Annotated in this window: 11 protein-coding genes; 9 read left to right on the top strand and 2 right to left on the bottom strand. The window is 62.6% G+C overall.

The annotated features are described in order from the left end of the window. The first annotated feature begins 275 nt into the window (after positions 1-275). Entirely contained in the window at positions 276-1,220 is a 945-nt protein-coding gene (galU, locus tag NCR35_RS12010; protein WP_250534511.1) for a UTP--glucose-1-phosphate uridylyltransferase GalU, read from the top strand. Between the two features lie 77 nt (positions 1,221-1,297). On the opposite strand, the gene NCR35_RS12005 is transcribed toward galU, so the two are convergent. Both NCR35_RS12005 and NCR35_RS12000 read right to left on the bottom strand, forming a co-directional pair. Further along, positions 1,298-1,750, bottom strand: a complete 453-nt coding sequence (locus NCR35_RS12005) for a GDP-mannose mannosyl hydrolase (protein ID WP_250534721.1) — start codon at positions 1,748-1,750, stop codon at positions 1,298-1,300. Positions 1,751-1,912: 162 nt separating this feature from the next. After that, positions 1,913-3,868, bottom strand: a complete 1,956-nt coding sequence (locus tag NCR35_RS12000; protein ID WP_250534510.1) for a hypothetical protein — start codon at positions 3,866-3,868, stop codon at positions 1,913-1,915. Between the two features lie 1,145 nt (positions 3,869-5,013). Between NCR35_RS12000 and NCR35_RS11995 the strand changes: the two genes are divergently transcribed. From NCR35_RS11995 to NCR35_RS11960, 8 genes are all read left to right on the top strand, one after another. Next, positions 5,014-6,006 (top strand): GlxA family transcriptional regulator, encoded by a 993-nt coding sequence (locus NCR35_RS11995; protein WP_250534509.1) that lies wholly within the window; start codon positions 5,014-5,016, stop codon positions 6,004-6,006. 263 nt (positions 6,007-6,269) lie between these two features. Further along, a complete protein-coding gene (locus tag NCR35_RS11990; RefSeq protein ID WP_250534508.1) occupies positions 6,270-7,730 on the top strand; it encodes a mannose-1-phosphate guanylyltransferase/mannose-6-phosphate isomerase in 1,461 nt (486 codons plus the stop codon). 119 nt (positions 7,731-7,849) lie between these two features. Then, positions 7,850-9,229 (top strand): undecaprenyl-phosphate glucose phosphotransferase, encoded by a 1,380-nt coding sequence (locus NCR35_RS11985; protein ID WP_250534507.1) that lies wholly within the window; start codon positions 7,850-7,852, stop codon positions 9,227-9,229. A 50-nt stretch (positions 9,230-9,279) separates the two neighbouring features. Beyond that, positions 9,280-10,434, top strand: a complete 1,155-nt coding sequence (locus NCR35_RS11980) for a polysaccharide biosynthesis/export family protein (protein ID WP_244849144.1) — start codon at positions 9,280-9,282, stop codon at positions 10,432-10,434. A gap of 102 nt (positions 10,435-10,536) precedes the next feature. After that, positions 10,537-12,765, top strand: a complete 2,229-nt coding sequence (locus NCR35_RS11975; protein WP_250534506.1) for a polysaccharide biosynthesis tyrosine autokinase — start codon at positions 10,537-10,539, stop codon at positions 12,763-12,765. Between the two features lie 76 nt (positions 12,766-12,841). Next, positions 12,842-13,960, top strand: a complete 1,119-nt coding sequence (gmd, locus tag NCR35_RS11970) for a GDP-mannose 4,6-dehydratase (RefSeq protein ID WP_244847060.1) — start codon at positions 12,842-12,844, stop codon at positions 13,958-13,960. A gap of 3 nt (positions 13,961-13,963) precedes the next feature. Next, positions 13,964-14,920, top strand: coding sequence for a GDP-L-fucose synthase family protein (locus tag NCR35_RS11965; protein WP_206466804.1), 957 nt, complete (start codon positions 13,964-13,966; stop codon positions 14,918-14,920). 32 nt (positions 14,921-14,952) lie between these two features. Then, positions 14,953-16,092, top strand: coding sequence for a glycosyltransferase family 4 protein (locus NCR35_RS11960; RefSeq protein WP_244847059.1), 1,140 nt, complete (start codon positions 14,953-14,955; stop codon positions 16,090-16,092). Positions 16,093-16,136 lie beyond the last annotated feature (44 nt).

Below are 16,136 nucleotides of genomic sequence, written 5' to 3'. Positions count from 1 at the left end.
TCTCCCTTTTTCCCTTTCATCCCCTTTGTTCGCGAAAGAACGTCGAAAGCGGGAAAAGTAAGCACACATGCGACGCACTATACGCGGCAGCCAACAGTCGCCGCGCCGCCAGTCTGAAAATGACGATGTGTTGGCAGATGATTTCGATATCGGACGAATAAGCTGATGCCACTCGTGTCGTCTGATGAAATCGGGCGATTGCGACTCTACGAAGAGGCGGCCGGTGCTCACACGGCGGCGCGCTGCCTCGTACAACAATTCAACAAGGTGAGCCGATGCTAAAAGTGCGCAAGGCGGTATTTCCGGTGGCGGGCCTCGGCACGCGATTCCTTCCTGCAACGAAGGCGAGCCCGAAGGAAATGCTTCCGGTGGTGGACAAGCCACTGATTCAATACGCGGTCGAAGAAGCGATGGCCGCAGGTATCACCGAGATGATCTTCGTGACCGGGCGCAGCAAGCGCGCGATCGAAGATCACTTCGACAAGTCGTATGAAATCGAAGCCGAGCTCGAAGCGCGTGGCAAGGAAAAGCTGCTCGAACTCGTGCGCGGCATTCTGCCGAGCCATGTGACCTGCATGTACGTGCGTCAGGCCGAAGCGCTCGGTCTCGGCCACGCGGTGCTGTGCGCGGAGAAGCTCGTCGGCGACGAGCCGTTCGCCGTGGTGCTGGCGGACGACCTGCTCGACGGCCAGCCGCCGGTGCTCGCGCAGATGGTCGAGGTGTTCGATCACTACCATTCGTCGGTGATCGGCGTCGAGGAGATCGACCGCAAGGATTCGCGCTCGTACGGCGTGATCGAAGGCAAGCCGTGGGACGACGGCCTCTTCAAGCTCTCGCGCGTGGTCGAAAAGCCGGACCCCGCAGTCGCGCCGTCGAACTTCGGCGTGGTCGGCCGCTATGTGCTGATGCCGCGCATCTTCGAATTCCTGCGTTCGCAGAAGCCGGGCGCAGGCGGCGAAATTCAGTTGACCGATGGAATCGAGACGCTGCTTTCGCAAGAGCAAGTGCTGGCGTACCGGTATCGCGGCAAGCGCTTCGATTGCGGCAGCAAGCTCGGCTATCTGAAGGCGACCGTCGAATTCGCGCTGCGCCACCCCGAAGTGCGCGACGAATTCTCGGAGTATCTGCGCTCGCAGTTCGCACCGGCGCCGGCTCCGGTGATCGAGCCGCTCGAGATCGAATCCGGTGATGCGGAAGACGAACTTCCTGTCGATGCCTAAGCCGTGTTGAATACGCTTCGAGGCGCTGATCGCGCCTCGAAGCGGTTATGCAGTTGCCACGCAGTTACCCCACTCAGTTACCTGAAATACGCCTTCGTGTTCTCATGCACGTCTTCGCGTGCCAGCAGTTCATCCGCGAGTAGCCACTCGTATCCGCTATGCTGATCGAACCGTCCGATCGGCACCGAACCACTCAAGCTCATTGCGTAAGCCAGCACGATGTAATGCGTGCCGAACCCCGGCGTTCCCGCAAAATTGTCGTCGTAGCGATGCTCGAAGACGCCATAGAATCGCGCGGACGATCGCTCCGCACTCGCGACACCCAGTTCGTTATGCACGATGCGCCTGAAGGCCGCATCGAGCGATTCGTCCTTCGCGATCCGTCCGCCCGGAACGAACCACGTTTCCTGCGCGGGCCGGTTACGCCGCTGTCCGACTAGCACCCGCCGGTTGCCGTCGGTCACGATCAGATCGATCGAAACGAGCGGCGCGAGCCGTACCACTGTCATGAAATCCGCTTCGCTCAACATCGCCATTGCGTTGGTCATTTGCTTTAATCGTTATGAATGTTGTTGCCGGTCCCCGCTGAACCGTCTCAGCCCGGCGCGAACAGTGTAGCGTGAGGGTGCATGCGGCAGGCCGCCGCAGCACTGGTATTAAACGACTAAAGATCGCTTAGTCGTGCCATGGACTTATTGGCCGACATAACCCACTGGTTTCGTGACGTTCGCGCGCATGACATCGGCGTTGGTGGAGACGACGTAGACCGGCGCTTCGGTCAGCTTGAGCGCCACGCGGCCGTCGCTATACGGCATCGTCGATGCGTTGCCCATCATGTCGAACACGGTCACCGTTCCGGACTTACCCGGCGCATCCACGGCGAGGCTGTAGTCGACCGCATGCGTCGCGTCGAAACCGTTCGCGCCGGGCCACGACGCGTTGCTGTGCGTCCAGAGCGCCGTGACCACCTTGCCGCCATTGAGCCGCTGGAACGCATACGCATACACGCCCTTGGGCGTGCCGTTGAGATAGCCGAGCGTCGTCGTGCCGTCGATGATGCGCGTCATCGCGGCCACGGCCATCGCGGCCGGCTTTGGGCTGATGAGCTTCTGACCGAATCCGCCTTGCGCGTTGACGAGATCGAAGAACACGCCGTAGCCCACCTCGGGCGGATCGGCGGCATAGAAGACGAAGCTCACGTCCGCGCCTTCGCCGAGCAGCATCAGATGCGTGCGCGCGAGCACTGCGCCCTGCGCGTACAGCACGTTCCAGTTCGGCGTGTTGGGCCCGTACTTGCTGCCGATGTCGTAGCTCACGCCCGTCTCCGTGACGAAGAGCTTCGCGCCCGGCTTCACGACTTCGCTCATCGTGCGGCGCAGTTCGCGCATGGCGGCGGGCATCGCTTTGGCGGCGGTCGCCGGGTTCGCATCGAAGCGTTCCGGCGGATGGGACGGCGACGTGCCCACGTCGTAATAGCCATGCGCACTCACGCCATCCAGATACTTGCCGATGCCGAGCGGCGCGAGACGCTTGAGCCACGCCGCATTCGACGCGAGATTCGAAAGCGTCAGGCCCATCACGACGGCGTTCGGATCGCCCGCGTGAATGGCTTCGTGCGTGGCCTTGTACATCGCGACGAGATTGGCGTCGGAATCGCGCCACGGCAAGCCGCCTTCATAGTCCGGCTCCCACGTCACCTGATAGTAGTTGTGCGACTGTCGCGGGAACCAGCGTTTCTGCACCGCGTTCGATTCTTCGCCGACGCGCTTCATGTAGTCGCGGTACGCATCGAGCGATGCGGGCGCGTAGCTGTGCGTGGTCGTCTTCGTCGGGCTCGCCCATGCGGGAATGCCGTCGAGCTGAATGAGGCGCAACAGATCGCCGGGTTTGAAGAAGGGCGCGAGATTGTCCTTGGATGCATCGAACGTGTTCGGCCCTTTTTCCTCCGTCATGTACCAGTTGCGGTTGTCGTTGACCCACGTGAGGCCGAGGTCCGGATACAGCGGGCGATAGCCGTCGCCCGAGCAGCATCCTTCGCCCGGCTTCAGATACGCCGCGCCCTGGCCGCCGAAGCGATGCTCGTCCGGATGCGCGAACGTCACGGCAGGCAGCGCCGTCGACACGTCCGGCAGCACGCCGAACGTGGCGATGCCGGCGGGCCGCGTGCCGCGCATCGGCAACGCCTGCTTGCCCGATTCGAGCGACGCGCTCACCGCGAAGTAGCCCGACGCGCGAGACCTGCACATGAGCGTGACGGTCGCGGCTCTCGCATCGACGGCGAAGCGGCCGCTTGCCTTCACCGTGTTCCAAGCATCGCGGATCTGCCAGTTCACCGTGTCGGCGGATGAGGCGCGCGTCGTGATCGCAATGCGCAGCGGCGCATCGAGCGGGAACATGCGCGTGCCGTCGCTGCCGGGCGTATCGGCTTCGATGATGGCGGCATTCGCGCTCGTGGCGGCAGCCGCGCTGACCGGCGATCCAGGCCCTTCGCAGCGGAACGTAGGCGTATCGGACGCCGTGCGTTGCACCGCGACGGCGGGCAGTTCGCGCGACGGTGCTTCGTCGGAAGCCGCCTTGTCGCAGCCGGTGATCGTCAAGAGGGCGGCGCTGGCTATGGTCAGGCGACGCATACGCGGATATGGGTTCATGGTACGAACGTTCGGGTGATGAGCGCGGCAAGGCGCGATGTGGGCCAACGATGGCGCGCGCGACCCTGCGCGACCGTGCGCGCACGCACGCGCGGATGCCCTTCGTCCGATGAATGCGTCACGCGAAGAAACACAGGTTCGCTTCGCCGCCGCGCGACAGTTCAGAATTGAAACAGGACATCCGCGACGTCATTAATGCGCTTGGCGAAAATGTCGGAAAACCTGACCGATGAATTCTTGCGCGATGGTCGGCCTTCGAATTCCTTTCGAGCTTGCGCCATCCCTCGTACGAACTCACCGCTTTCACCCGACGATTAGATGCTAACCATGAGCATCGGTATCTAATGCGCTTTCCCTGCGCCGCCGCAAACAACTAGCAATTGGCGGAAATGTCCGAAGGGCGAAGGCCCGCGTGCGCGCTGGTCGCGGGCCTGCGCGCGCGGTCCGCAGCGCAACATCGGCCCCGATTTTAAGCCAGCGGATTATGTCGCTTAATAATTAATCCGCCGGCATTTTAACGAGCGATCGCTTTTAGTTTCCGTTGGAATTATCCAAACGAAGTGGAGTTAATCGATTCTTTGAAATCCCATTAAATGCCTTGCACGGAAATTGGAATCGACATCCAACCGCTTCCCTGCGCATGAACCAGGATTTGCCGATTAGCGCTGTACATCGGCTCGTTGCGTTGTCGACCGATGTTTCACGAATGAATCAGTTTTGCCGGCCGCGAGACATCGCGCAATTAGCCGCAAACCCGCTCAGGGCCGGCCGGAGCGGGTTTGCGGCCGGGTCGGTGTCCCATCGCACAGAAGACTATTTACACCGCATCAAAGAATCGTGTAACCGTTTGTATGAGGAATCGGCAATTCTTTTCCGATCCGCTTTGATAAGCGCGGTCATCCTGATTCGAAGCGGGTTATCAATGTGCGCTCACCCTCATAACCGGACAGGTTTTGTGGTTCAGGCGCGAAAATCAGTCCACAAATAATCTTTGTCTGCTTATTATTCACACCAGCGGACCGATTCCGCCAACGTCTCGTTCCCATCGGTCACGGCAACCCGGCGAAGTTCGGGAAACGCCTTGATGCAACGCAATGGCCGAGTAACTCTTCCGCACCCTGGAAACAAAGCTGCAGAGGATGACCATGCCTTACGCCACACTCGAACCCGCTGTGATGGGTTGGACGCCTCCCTCGACGCGACCGTCGCAGGTCGAGGTCAAACGCATCGCGATACTGCTGTTCGACGGATTCTCGCTTTTGGGCGCGGGAATCGTCGCTGAAGTTTTTCACATGGCAAACGAACTCTCGTCGTTGAAGACGCGCGCCGAATGCACCTATGACGTGCGATTCCTGTCGGTCGAAGGCGGCAACGTGGCCTGCGCCTCGTCGGTACGCGTCTCGACCGACGGACTCGACGCGCGCCATTACGGCGGCTTCGACGCGCTCTTCGTCGCGGGCGGCCGCGGCGCCGAAGAAGCGGCGAAGGACGAGCGCATCGTCGAATGGGTGCGCCGCATGAATTCGAAGACCACGGTCGTCAAGGCGATCTCCGAAGGCCGCAAGGTGCTGGAAGCAGCGGGCATCGGCGGCGATGCTCAGGCGCGCTACGGCAACGCGATGATCCAGCTGCGCGACGACGCGTCCGCCGACGGCGGCGACCGCTATGAGTCGATGAAGGGCGCGCTCATGCTCGTGAAGCGCGATCTCGGCCTCGACGTATCGCGCAGTGTCGCCGAACGCCTGATGCCGGGCTCGGCTGCGAAGCTCGTGTCGATTCTCGGCGACAGCGGCGCGGCCTCCGCGGGCGACAAGATTCGCGCGGCGGCGCGCTGGCTCCAGGACAACTGCGAGCGGCCCATCTCCGTGGTCGATGCCGCGCAGGTCGCCGCCATGAGCGAGCGCAACTTCCTGCGCCGCTTCAAGATCGAGATGGGCATCACGCCATCGGACTATTTGCTTCAGGCACGCCTCGCCGTCACCTGCGCGCTGCTCACCGACTCTGAACTGCCGGTGGACAAGATCGCGCGGCGCAGCGGCATGGGCAACGGCGATAGGCTCGCCAAGATTTTCCGCAAGCGTCTTCTGATCTCGCCGACCGAATACCGGATGCAGAGCCGTCGCGAAGCCAACGGCTAAAGCGCGGCACGGCATGGCAGGAGACAGAAGGTCGAAGGTACAAGAATGCGCGCCGCCTTGTGTGTGATAGCGGACAGGGGTGGCGCAAAGCGTCGAACATTTGGCCGGACCATCTTGGTCCGCGGGCCAATCATTCTCGGGCGGCCAGTGATACACAGCGCCGCGCACACGAACATGCAGGCAGGAGTCCTACGATGAGTAATGAGGCACGCACGGAAGGTGAGGTGATGGTAGGTAGGAGCGGTGAGGAGGCAGGCTCGGCCATGACGGCCGAGCCGTGCCGCCGGATCGTGCCGGTCATTCTCGCCGGCGGCTCGGGCACGCGCCTGTGGCCGATGTCCCGTGAGCAGTTTCCGAAGCAGTTGATCGGCATTGTCGGCCGCGACTCGCTTCTGCAAGCGACCGTTTCGCGCATGAAAGGCTTCAAGGGCGGCTTCGATGTCAGCGCCGAGCCGATCATCGTATGCGGCGAAGAGCATCGCTTCACGACGGAAGAGCAGACGCGCGAAAGCGGCGTGACGGCGCAGATCATCGTCGAGCCCGCGCGCCGCGATACGGCGCCGGCGCTCACGCTCGCCGCGCTCGCCGCATGCAAGGACGGCCGCGACGCGATCATGGTGGCGATGCCCGCCGATCACTCCATCGCGGACATCCCGGCGCTGCATCGCGCGATCGAGATCGCGGCGGGGTACGCGGAGCGCGGCATGATCGCGACGCTCGGCATTCCGCCGACGCGCCCCGATACCGGCTTCGGCTATATCCGTCTCGGCGATGCGCTCGAAGACGGCGCGCATCGGATCCAGCGCTTCGTCGAGAAGCCGGCCGCCGAAGTCGCCGCGCAATACGTCGCAGCGGGCACGTACTGGTGGAACAGCGGCATTTTCGTGGTGCGCGCGAGCGTGTGGCTTGCGGCGCTGCAAGCGCTCAACGCCGACATGCACGCGGCCTGCTGCGCGGCCCTGAGCGAAGGCAAGGAAGACGGCAAGTTCTTCCGTCCGAACGCGGGCGAGTTCGGCCGCGCGCCGTCCGATTCCATCGACTATGCAGTGATGGAGCACATCGGCACGGCGAACGCGCCGTTCGAAGGCGTGGTCGTGCCGCTCGTCGCGGGCTGGTCCGACCTTGGCTCGTGGGACGCCGTGTGGGACGCGATGGACAAGGACGACTCGGGCAACGTGGCGAGCGGCCGCGTGGTGTTCGAAGGCGCGACCTCCAGCTATGCGCGCTCGGAAGGCGGACGCCTCGTCGCTTGCGTGGGCACGACCAACATCATCGTCGTCGAAACGGATGACGCGGTGCTCGTCGCGGACCGTTCGCGCGTGCAGGACATCAAGGGCCTCGTCGCTCGCATCCGCGAACAGCATGCGCCCGAAGCGGACACGCATCGCAAGGTGCGCCGCCCGTGGGGCTTCTACGATTCCATTGAGCATGGCGACCGCTTCCAGGTGAAGCGCATCGTCGTGGCGCCGGGCGCGCGCCTGTCGCTGCAGATGCATCACCACCGCGCGGAACACTGGATCGTCGTGTCCGGCACGGCGCTCGTCACGCGCGGCGAAGAAGAGTTCCTCCTGAGCGAGAACGAATCCACGTTCATTCCGCTCGGCGTGCGCCATCGTCTGGAGAACCCGGGCAAGGTGCCGCTCGAAATGATCGAAGTGCAGTCGGGCAGCTATCTCGGCGAGGACGACATCGTGCGTTTCGACGACAAGTACGGCCGCAACTGAGTAGCGCTTCGGGGGCAGTGAGACAGCTTTCTTGCAACGGCGGGCAACACACCAAGACCGGCATGCGAGGAGGAGACACAGGTAGTTCTTCAGCAAGTTGAATCGTTCGGGGAAGAGACATGCGCGATTTACAAGGGTTGCTCGCGCGCCTGTTCGACGTCGCCATGATCGTCGGCGGCGCGGCGGTGGCGTCGCAGATCAGGTTCGAGTACATAGAGGCACATGCGCATTCGGCAGCGTTCGTCGCGTTCGCGGCGGCGTTTTCGCTTGCGCTGTTTCCGGGCTTCGGCGTCTATGAATCATGGCGCGGCCGCAGCAAGGTGATGCTCGCCTGCCAGGTGTCGCTCGGCTGGCTGGTCGTGCAGGGCTGCGCGCTTGCGCTGATGTTCTCGCTGCACCGCCTCGACTACGTGTCGCGCCTCTGGTTCGCCTACTGGACGGCGGTATCGGGCGGGCTCATGATCGCGGGGCGGCTCGCCATGCACGTCGTGCTGGCGCGCATGCGCAACGCGGGCATGAACCTGCATCAGGTGGCGATCGTGGGTTGCGGCAGGCATGGCAACTCCATCGCGAAGAAGCTGGACCGCGCGAAGAACTCCGGCTTTCGTGTGACCGCCGCGCTGAACGTCGCGCCGGAAGCGGGCCGGCTCAACGCGCGCGTTCCGGTGTACGAAGACTACGACGCGTTCGTGAACTTCGTGCGCACGCAGAACGTGCATGAGGTGTGGCTCGCGTTGCCGCTGTCGGAGGAGCGCACCATCCTGCGCTTCGTGAACGAGTTCCGCGACGATCTCGTCAACGTGCGATTCCTTCCGGATGTGCGCAGTCTCGCGCTCTTCGAAGCGGGCGTGACCGATCTGCTCGGCGAAACGGCGATCAATCTCGTGGCTTCGCCGCTGTCGCAAAGCGCGCTGCTGCAGAAGGAGATCTTCGACCGTCTGTTCGCACTCCTTGCGATCATCGCCGTGTCGCCGTTGCTGATCGCCATCGCCATTGCGATCAAGCTCACGTCGCGCGGACCGGTGTTCTTCAAGCAACGCCGCAAGGGCGCGGATGGCCGCGTCTTCAAGATCTACAAGTTCCGTTCCATGCGTGTGCATACGGAACAGGCCGGCGTGCTTCGCCAGGCCACGCGCAACGATCCGCGCGTGACCCGTGTGGGAGCATTTCTGCGCCGTACCAGCCTCGACGAGCTACCGCAGTTCTTCAACGTTCTGCTCGGCGACATGTCCGTTGTGGGCCCGCGTCCGCACGCACTGGAGCATGACGACCTGTATCAGAAGGTCGTGTCGGGGTATATCCATCGTTACCGGATCAAGCCGGGCATCACCGGCTGGGCCCAGGTCAACGGCTTTCGCGGGGAAACTGATCTGATTGAAAAAATGGAAGGACGCGTCGCTCACGATTTGTACTACCTCGGTAACTGGTCGTTCGGACTCGATATGAGAATCATCGCCGCTACGATCTTCAAGGGACTACGCCACACCAACGCATATTGATGCAGGGGACGACCATCATGCACAACCAACAACAACCGGGCACCACATCCATGGCCGCCAATACGAACGTGTCGGGCGTCTTCCGGCTCTCGAGCCTGGCAGCGGCCGCTTCACTCTGCGTCATCTTCGCGGGCTGCGCGCTCGCACCGGGCATGCACATGGACAAGCCCGCCGCGCTCACCGAAACGTCCAACGACCAGGGCGATCCGGTCACGGCGCAAAACATTCCGATCACGCCGATCGATCTTACGCTCGTGCGCAAGCTGAAGGCCGCGCAGCCGACCAGCTCGGTCGATCCGAACGCGAGCCTCTACGGCAAGGCGCGTGCATACACGCTCGGGCCGGGCGACGTGCTGCAGATCACCGTGTGGGATCACCCGGAACTCGTGGCCGCGGTCGGCCAGCCGCCGCAGCAGACGCGCCCCGCGGATGCCGCGCCCGGCTTCGTGGTCGATGCCGACGGCAACCTGCAATTCCCGTACGTCAACCGCGCGATCCATGTCGCGGGCAAGACCGAATCGCAAGTGCAGCGGGAGCTGTATAACGAGTTGTCCAAAGTATTCGTGAAGCCGCAGCTGACGGTGCGCGTCGCATCGTTCCGTGCGCAACAGGTCTATATCGACGGCGAAGTGCGCACGCCCGGCTCGCAGCAAATCAACGACATTCCGATGACGCTGACGGAAGCTATCGGCCGTGCGGGCGGTTTCGCACCAACGGCGGATCAAAGTCGTGTCACGCTTATCCGTGATGGTGTGACGTATCACATCAACATCGCCGGGATGACCGCGAAGGGCCGCAACCCGGCGGACATCCTGTTGAAGGGCGGCGATGCATTGCGCATCGATTCGCGTGAAGACAACGGCGTGTACGTGATGGGCGAAGTGACGAAGCCGGCAACGGTGATCCCGATGCGCAACGGCAAGCTGACGCTCTCGGATGCGATCTCGCAAGCCGGCAGCTTCAACGCCGAGACGTCGGATCCGAAGGAGCTGTACGTGATCCGCAATGGCCAGACGGACAACCCCGAGGTGTACAAGCTCGATGCGCGTTCCCCGGTGTCCATGCTGCTTGCGAACAGCTTCGAGCTGCAGCCGAAGGACGTGGTCTATGTGGACAACAACGGGCTCGTCCGCTTCAGCCGTGTCCTGAACCTGCTGTTGCCGGCGATCAACGCCGGTCTGACGGCAGCGGTCATCACCAAGTAAAAGCAATAGCAATAGCAAGCATTAGATTCTTGCAGTATGACCGGCGCGCAGGGGCGCGCCGGAGACCTTGTGCGACATTCAAAGAAATAAGCGAGCGAGACCATGGCCATGAACTTTGATGCACGCTACTCGGACGTCTCGACCGGCGACGAGTTGCGATTATCCGACTATCTGGCTGCCGTATTCGGCAACTGGAAACTCGTGACGGTCGTCATGCTCGCGGTGGTCGCGCTGGGGACGGCCTACGCGTTCATCGCGCCGCCGACCTACAAAGCGGACGCCCTCATTCAGGTCGAAGAGACCAACGCGAACAACAACGCCAACGCGAACGTCAACGCGGTGCAAGCCGTGTCGCAGATGTTCGATGCGAAGTCCACCACCGCCGCGCAGATCGAACTGCTGCGTTCGCGCCTCGTCGTCGACGACACGGTGCGCCGCCTGCACCTCGACATCAGCGCCGCGCCGCATTCCCTTCCGGTGATCGGCGGCGCGGTCGGCAGCGTGTTCTCGATGCTGAACGTGACACCGCCCGCGGGCTATCTGTCGCGCTTCGCATGGGGCAACGAACAGATCAGCGTGCCGCTCTTCGACACGCCGAAGGAACTCTACGACCAGAAGTTCACGCTGGTTGCAGGCGAAGACGGCACGTATGCGCTGAACGATCCGGAAGGTGTCGTGGTGCTCACGGGCAAGGTCGGCGAGGAAGCCACCGGCATGACCGCGCACGGCCCGGTCAAGCTGAAGGTGGAGAAGCTCGTGGGCGCGCCTGGCGTGCACTTCGACCTGCAACGCTTCTCGACGCTCACGACCATCGACAACCTGCAGCAGCGTCTGACCGTGGCTGAAACGGCGCTGCAATCGGGCATCATCAGCGTGAGCCTCGAAGGGCGCAATCCGAAGGAAGCGGCGCAGATCGTCAACAACATCGCGAACCGCTACGTGCAGCAGGATGCCGACAAGCGTTCGGCCGAAGCGGAACACACGCTGGCCTTTCTCGATCAGCAGCTGCCTGTCCTGAAGAAGCAGCTCGACGATGCCGAGCAACGCTACAACACGTTCCGCAATCACCAGGGCACGGTGGACCTGAGCGAGGAAAGCCGTCTGTTGCTGCAACAGATCGTCGATAACAAGACCAAGCTCACGGACCTGCAACAGCAGCGCGCCGAACTGTCGCAACGCTTCACGCCGAATCATCCGTCGGTGCAGGCACTGGATGCGCAGATCGCATCGCTGTCGGGCGCGCAGACGCGTCTTGGCAAGAGCGTGTCGACGCTGCCCGATACGGAGCAGACGGCACTGCGTTATCTGCGCGATGTCCGCGTGAACACCGAGCTGTACACGAACCTGCTCAACAGCGCGCAACAGCTTCGCATCGCAAAGGCAGGGCAGATCGGCAACGTGCGCGTGGTGGACTATGCGCAAGCCGCCGACGATCCCGTGCGCCCGAAGCGCCTGCTCGTGATCCTGATCTCGGCTGGCGTGGGCCTCGTGCTCGGCGTGATCGTCGCGTTCATCCGCAAGTCGCTGTACGGCGGCGTGGAGCGTCCGGAAGAGATCGAAAAGCAACTGGGCGTGCGTGTGTTCGCCATCGTGCCGCGCAGCACGCAGCAACTGCGCCTGCAACGCAAGGTCGGCATGCGTCGCGAAGGTCTGCATGTGCTGGCCGCTCAGGCGCCGGAAGATGCAGCGGTGGAAGGCATTCGCGGCCTGCGTACGTCGCTGCAACTGCAAATGGCCGATGCGCGCAACAACGTGGTGATGCTGACGGGCTCGCGTCCGGAAGCGGGCAAGTCGTTCCTGTCGGTGAATCTCGCGACGCTCGTTGCATCCACGAGAAAGCGCGTGCTCCTGATCGATGGCGACATGCGTCGCGGCGACATCCACTCGCACTTCGGCGTGCGTCATTCGCCGGGTCTCTCGGATGTGCTGATGGGCGCAGACGTGTCGAGCGCGATCCTGCACGATGTGCTGCCGGGCGTGGACCTGATCACGAAGGGCTCGCTGCCGTCGCATCCGTCCGAATTGCTCGCCAGCGACCGCCTCGGCGAAGTGCTGGAGCAACTGAAGCAGATGTATGACCTCGTGGTCGTCGATACGCCGCCTGTGCTGGCTGTCACCGACGCAACGGTCATCGGCAAGCACGCGGGAACGAGCCTGCTCGTCGTGCGCCACGGCAAGAATCAGGTGCAGGAAATTGGCGAGACGATGAAGCGCCTGCATCACGGGGGCGTGAGCATGAAGGGCGTGTTGCTTACCGACGTTCCGCAATCGAAGATTTTGATGGGCAGCACCTACGCCGGCTACTACGGCTACGAGAGCATCGCCGAATAAGGCGAGCAATAACAGAAATAACAATGATGGCGCGTCGCCGCGCGCCAACTTCAGACCGCAGAATAAGAGGTTAAACATGGACCGCAAAGTTGCTTTGATCACGGGTATTACGGGGCAAGACGGGTCGTATCTTGCCGAACTGCTGCTCGAGAAGGGTTACGAAGTTCACGGCATCAAGCGCCGTAGCTCGCTCTTCAACACGGACCGCATCGATCATCTGTATCGCGATCCGCACGATCCGGACCAGCGTTTGTTCCTGCATCACGGCGACCTGACCGATTCGACGAGCCTCGTGCGCATCATCCAGCGCGTGATGCCCGACGAAATCTACAACCTGGCAGCGCAGTCGCATGTGGGCGTGTCGTTCGAAGAGCCGGAATACACGGCCAATGCCGACGGTCTCGGCGCGCTGCGCATTCTCGAAGCAATCCGCATTCTCGGCCTCGAAAAGAAGACGCGTTTCTATCAGGCCTCGACGTCCGAGCTCTATGGTCTCGTGCAGGAAATCCCCCAGCGCGAAACCACGCCGTTCTATCCGCGCAGCCCGTATGCCGTGGCGAAGCTCTACGCTTACTGGATCACGGTGAACTACCGCGAAGCGTATGGCATGTACGCCTGCAACGGCATTCTGTTCAACCATGAATCGCCGGTGCGCGGCGAGACGTTCGTGACGCGCAAGATCACGCGCGCCATTGCACGCATGGCGGTGGGCCTTCAAGAAGATCTGTACCTCGGCAATCTGTCCGCCATGCGCGACTGGGGCCATGCGCGCGACTACGTCGAGATGCAGTGGATGATGCTGCAACAGGAACAGGCCGAAGACTTCGTGATCGCCACGGGCGTGCAGTACAGCGTGCGCGAATTCGTGCAGCACGCGGCTGCCGAACTCGGCGTGCACGTTCGCTTCGAAGGCGAGGGCGTGAACGAAGTGGGTATCGTCGATCGTGTCGATAACCGCGACACCAAGTTCAAGCCGGGCCAGGTGATCGTCAAGGTCGATCCGCGCTACTTCCGTCCGACCGAAGTGGAAACGCTGCTCGGCGACCCCACGAAGGCGCACGACAAGCTCGGCTGGAAGCCGTCGACTTCCTTCGAGTCCCTCGTGAAGGAGATGGTCCGCGCGGACTATCAGATCGCCCGTCGCGACGCGCTCGTGACGCTCGCCGGTTTCAAGGCTCTCGAACATCACGAGTAAGCCATGAACAAGCACGCACGTATCTTCGTCGCGGGACACCGCGGCATGGTCGGCTCGGCGCTCGTGCGCCGTCTGAGCGCAGCCGGCTACGACAACATCGTGACGCGCACCAAGGCGCATCTCGATCTGACGGATCAGGGCGGCGTGAACCTCTTCTTCGAAGAAGAGCAGATCGACGTCGTGTTCCTGGCGGCGGCGCGCGTCGGCGGCATTCTCGCCAATTCGACGATGCCCGCCTCGTTCATCTACGAGAACCTCGCCATCGAAACGAACGTGATTCACGCGGCTTGCCGCTGGAACGTTTCGAAGCTCGTGTTCTTCGGGTCTTCCTGCATCTATCCGAAGGCGTGCCCGCAGCCGATCAAGGAGGAGTATCTCCTGCAATCCGCGCTCGAGCCGACCAACGAAGCGTATGCCATCGCGAAGATCGCGGGTCTCAAGATGTGCGAGGCGTACAACCGTCAATACGGCACGCACTTCGTTTCGCTCATGCCGACGAACCTGTACGGCCCGAACGACAACTACGACCTGAAGAGCAGCCACGTGCTGCCCGCGCTCATCCGCAAGGCGCACGAAGCGAAGCTGCGCGGCGACGCGACGCTGCCCGTGTGGGGCACGGGCTCGCCGCGTCGCGAGTTCCTGCATGTGGACGACCTCGCCGATGCAGCGACCTTCCTGATGGAAAGCGACGTCAACGAAGGCGTGTTCAACGTCGGCGTGGGCCACGACCTGACCATCAGCGAACTGGCGCACACGGTATGCCGTGTGGTCGGCTTCGAAGGCGAGCTCGTGTTCGATGCGAGCAAGCCGGACGGCACGCCGCGCAAGCTGCTCGATGTGTCGAAGCTCGAAGGCATGGGCTGGAAGGCGTCGACCGGCCTTGAAGACGGCATTCGCGCGACCTATCGCGACTTCCTCGATCGCTACGCATCCATGCAGCCGGCGCCTGTCGCTGCCTGAAACGCGTGGCATCCAGTCAAGGGAGAATAAAAATGGCTTCAGTGACCATATTTCATAACGTCGTCTGGTCGCGGCACAAGGGGGCGGTGCTGTCGGCGCTGCACAACATCGCGGGGTCCGGTTCCATCCGCTATTCGATGGTGCAGATCGCCGATACGGAGCACGACCGCATCGGCTTCTCCGATGTCGATTACTCGTATCACCGCTATCCGATGACCAAGCTCTACAGCGGCTGCTACGAGGACGTGCCGACGTGGCGCATGACGGTGCGTCTCGTGTGGGAAGTGCTCAAGGCGAAGTCGGATCTCGTGGTTCTTCCCGGTTACCACCGCCCCGAATATTGGGCGATGATGGCAGCGTGCATCGTGACCGGAAAGCGTCGCGCCGTGTTCTGCGATTCGACCGGCCGCGACAATCCGCGCCGCATGTTGACGTCGATTCCGAAGCGCGTGTTCTTTGCCCTGTGCGACGGCTACTTCGCATTCGGCACGCGCAGCCGCGAGTATCTGATGTCGCTCGGCGCGAAGCAGGAGAAGATCTTCATTCCATGCCAGGCCGCCGCGCTGCCGCGCTCGTTCTCGCCGGAGACGGTGGTGGACGATCGCCTGGCGCATCGGCAGGGCAATAAGCCGGTGTTTCTGTTCGTTGGGCGCTTGTCGGCGGAAAAAGGTATCGATACGCTCGTCGATGCGTTCAAGCAGTTGAGAAAGAACGTGCCGAATGCGGAATTGCGCATAGTCGGCACCGGTCCTCTCGGGGATGATCTGAAGAAGCAGGTGGCCGAAGCCGGTCTGCAAGACGCCGTGCATTTCCTGGGCAGCCTTCAGGACGAGCCGCTCTCGCGCGAATATTTCGGCGCCACCTGCATGGTGCTGCCGAGCAAGCGCGAACCGTGGGGTCTCGTGACCAATGAAGCGTTGAGTCACGGTTGCCCGGTGGTCGTGAGCGAGAGTTGCGGCTGCGTGCCGGAGCTGGTGGTCGAGGGCGTGTCGGGCTATTCGTTCCCCGCAGGCGACGTCGCGAGCCTGCATCGGACGATGCTCAAGTCGCTCGAAGCCTTCGCGGATACGGCAGGCGTCGCCAAGCGTTGTACCGATGTGATTCAGCGTTTCGATCCGCCTTCGGCTGCGGCGAACATCGCGCGGGGTTGCGCGCTGTTGCTGACGAATTGACGGTTCGGTGGTTCGTGGGAATCATCAACGGGGGAAACGTCAAG

Origin of the sequence: Caballeronia sp. AZ10_KS36, from assembly GCF_023631105.1 — a bacterium.
In the GTDB taxonomy this organism is placed as follows: domain Bacteria; phylum Pseudomonadota; class Gammaproteobacteria; order Burkholderiales; family Burkholderiaceae; genus Caballeronia.
Note: the sequence above shows the minus strand (reverse complement) of the source record. Positions and strands in the feature narration are given on the sequence as shown.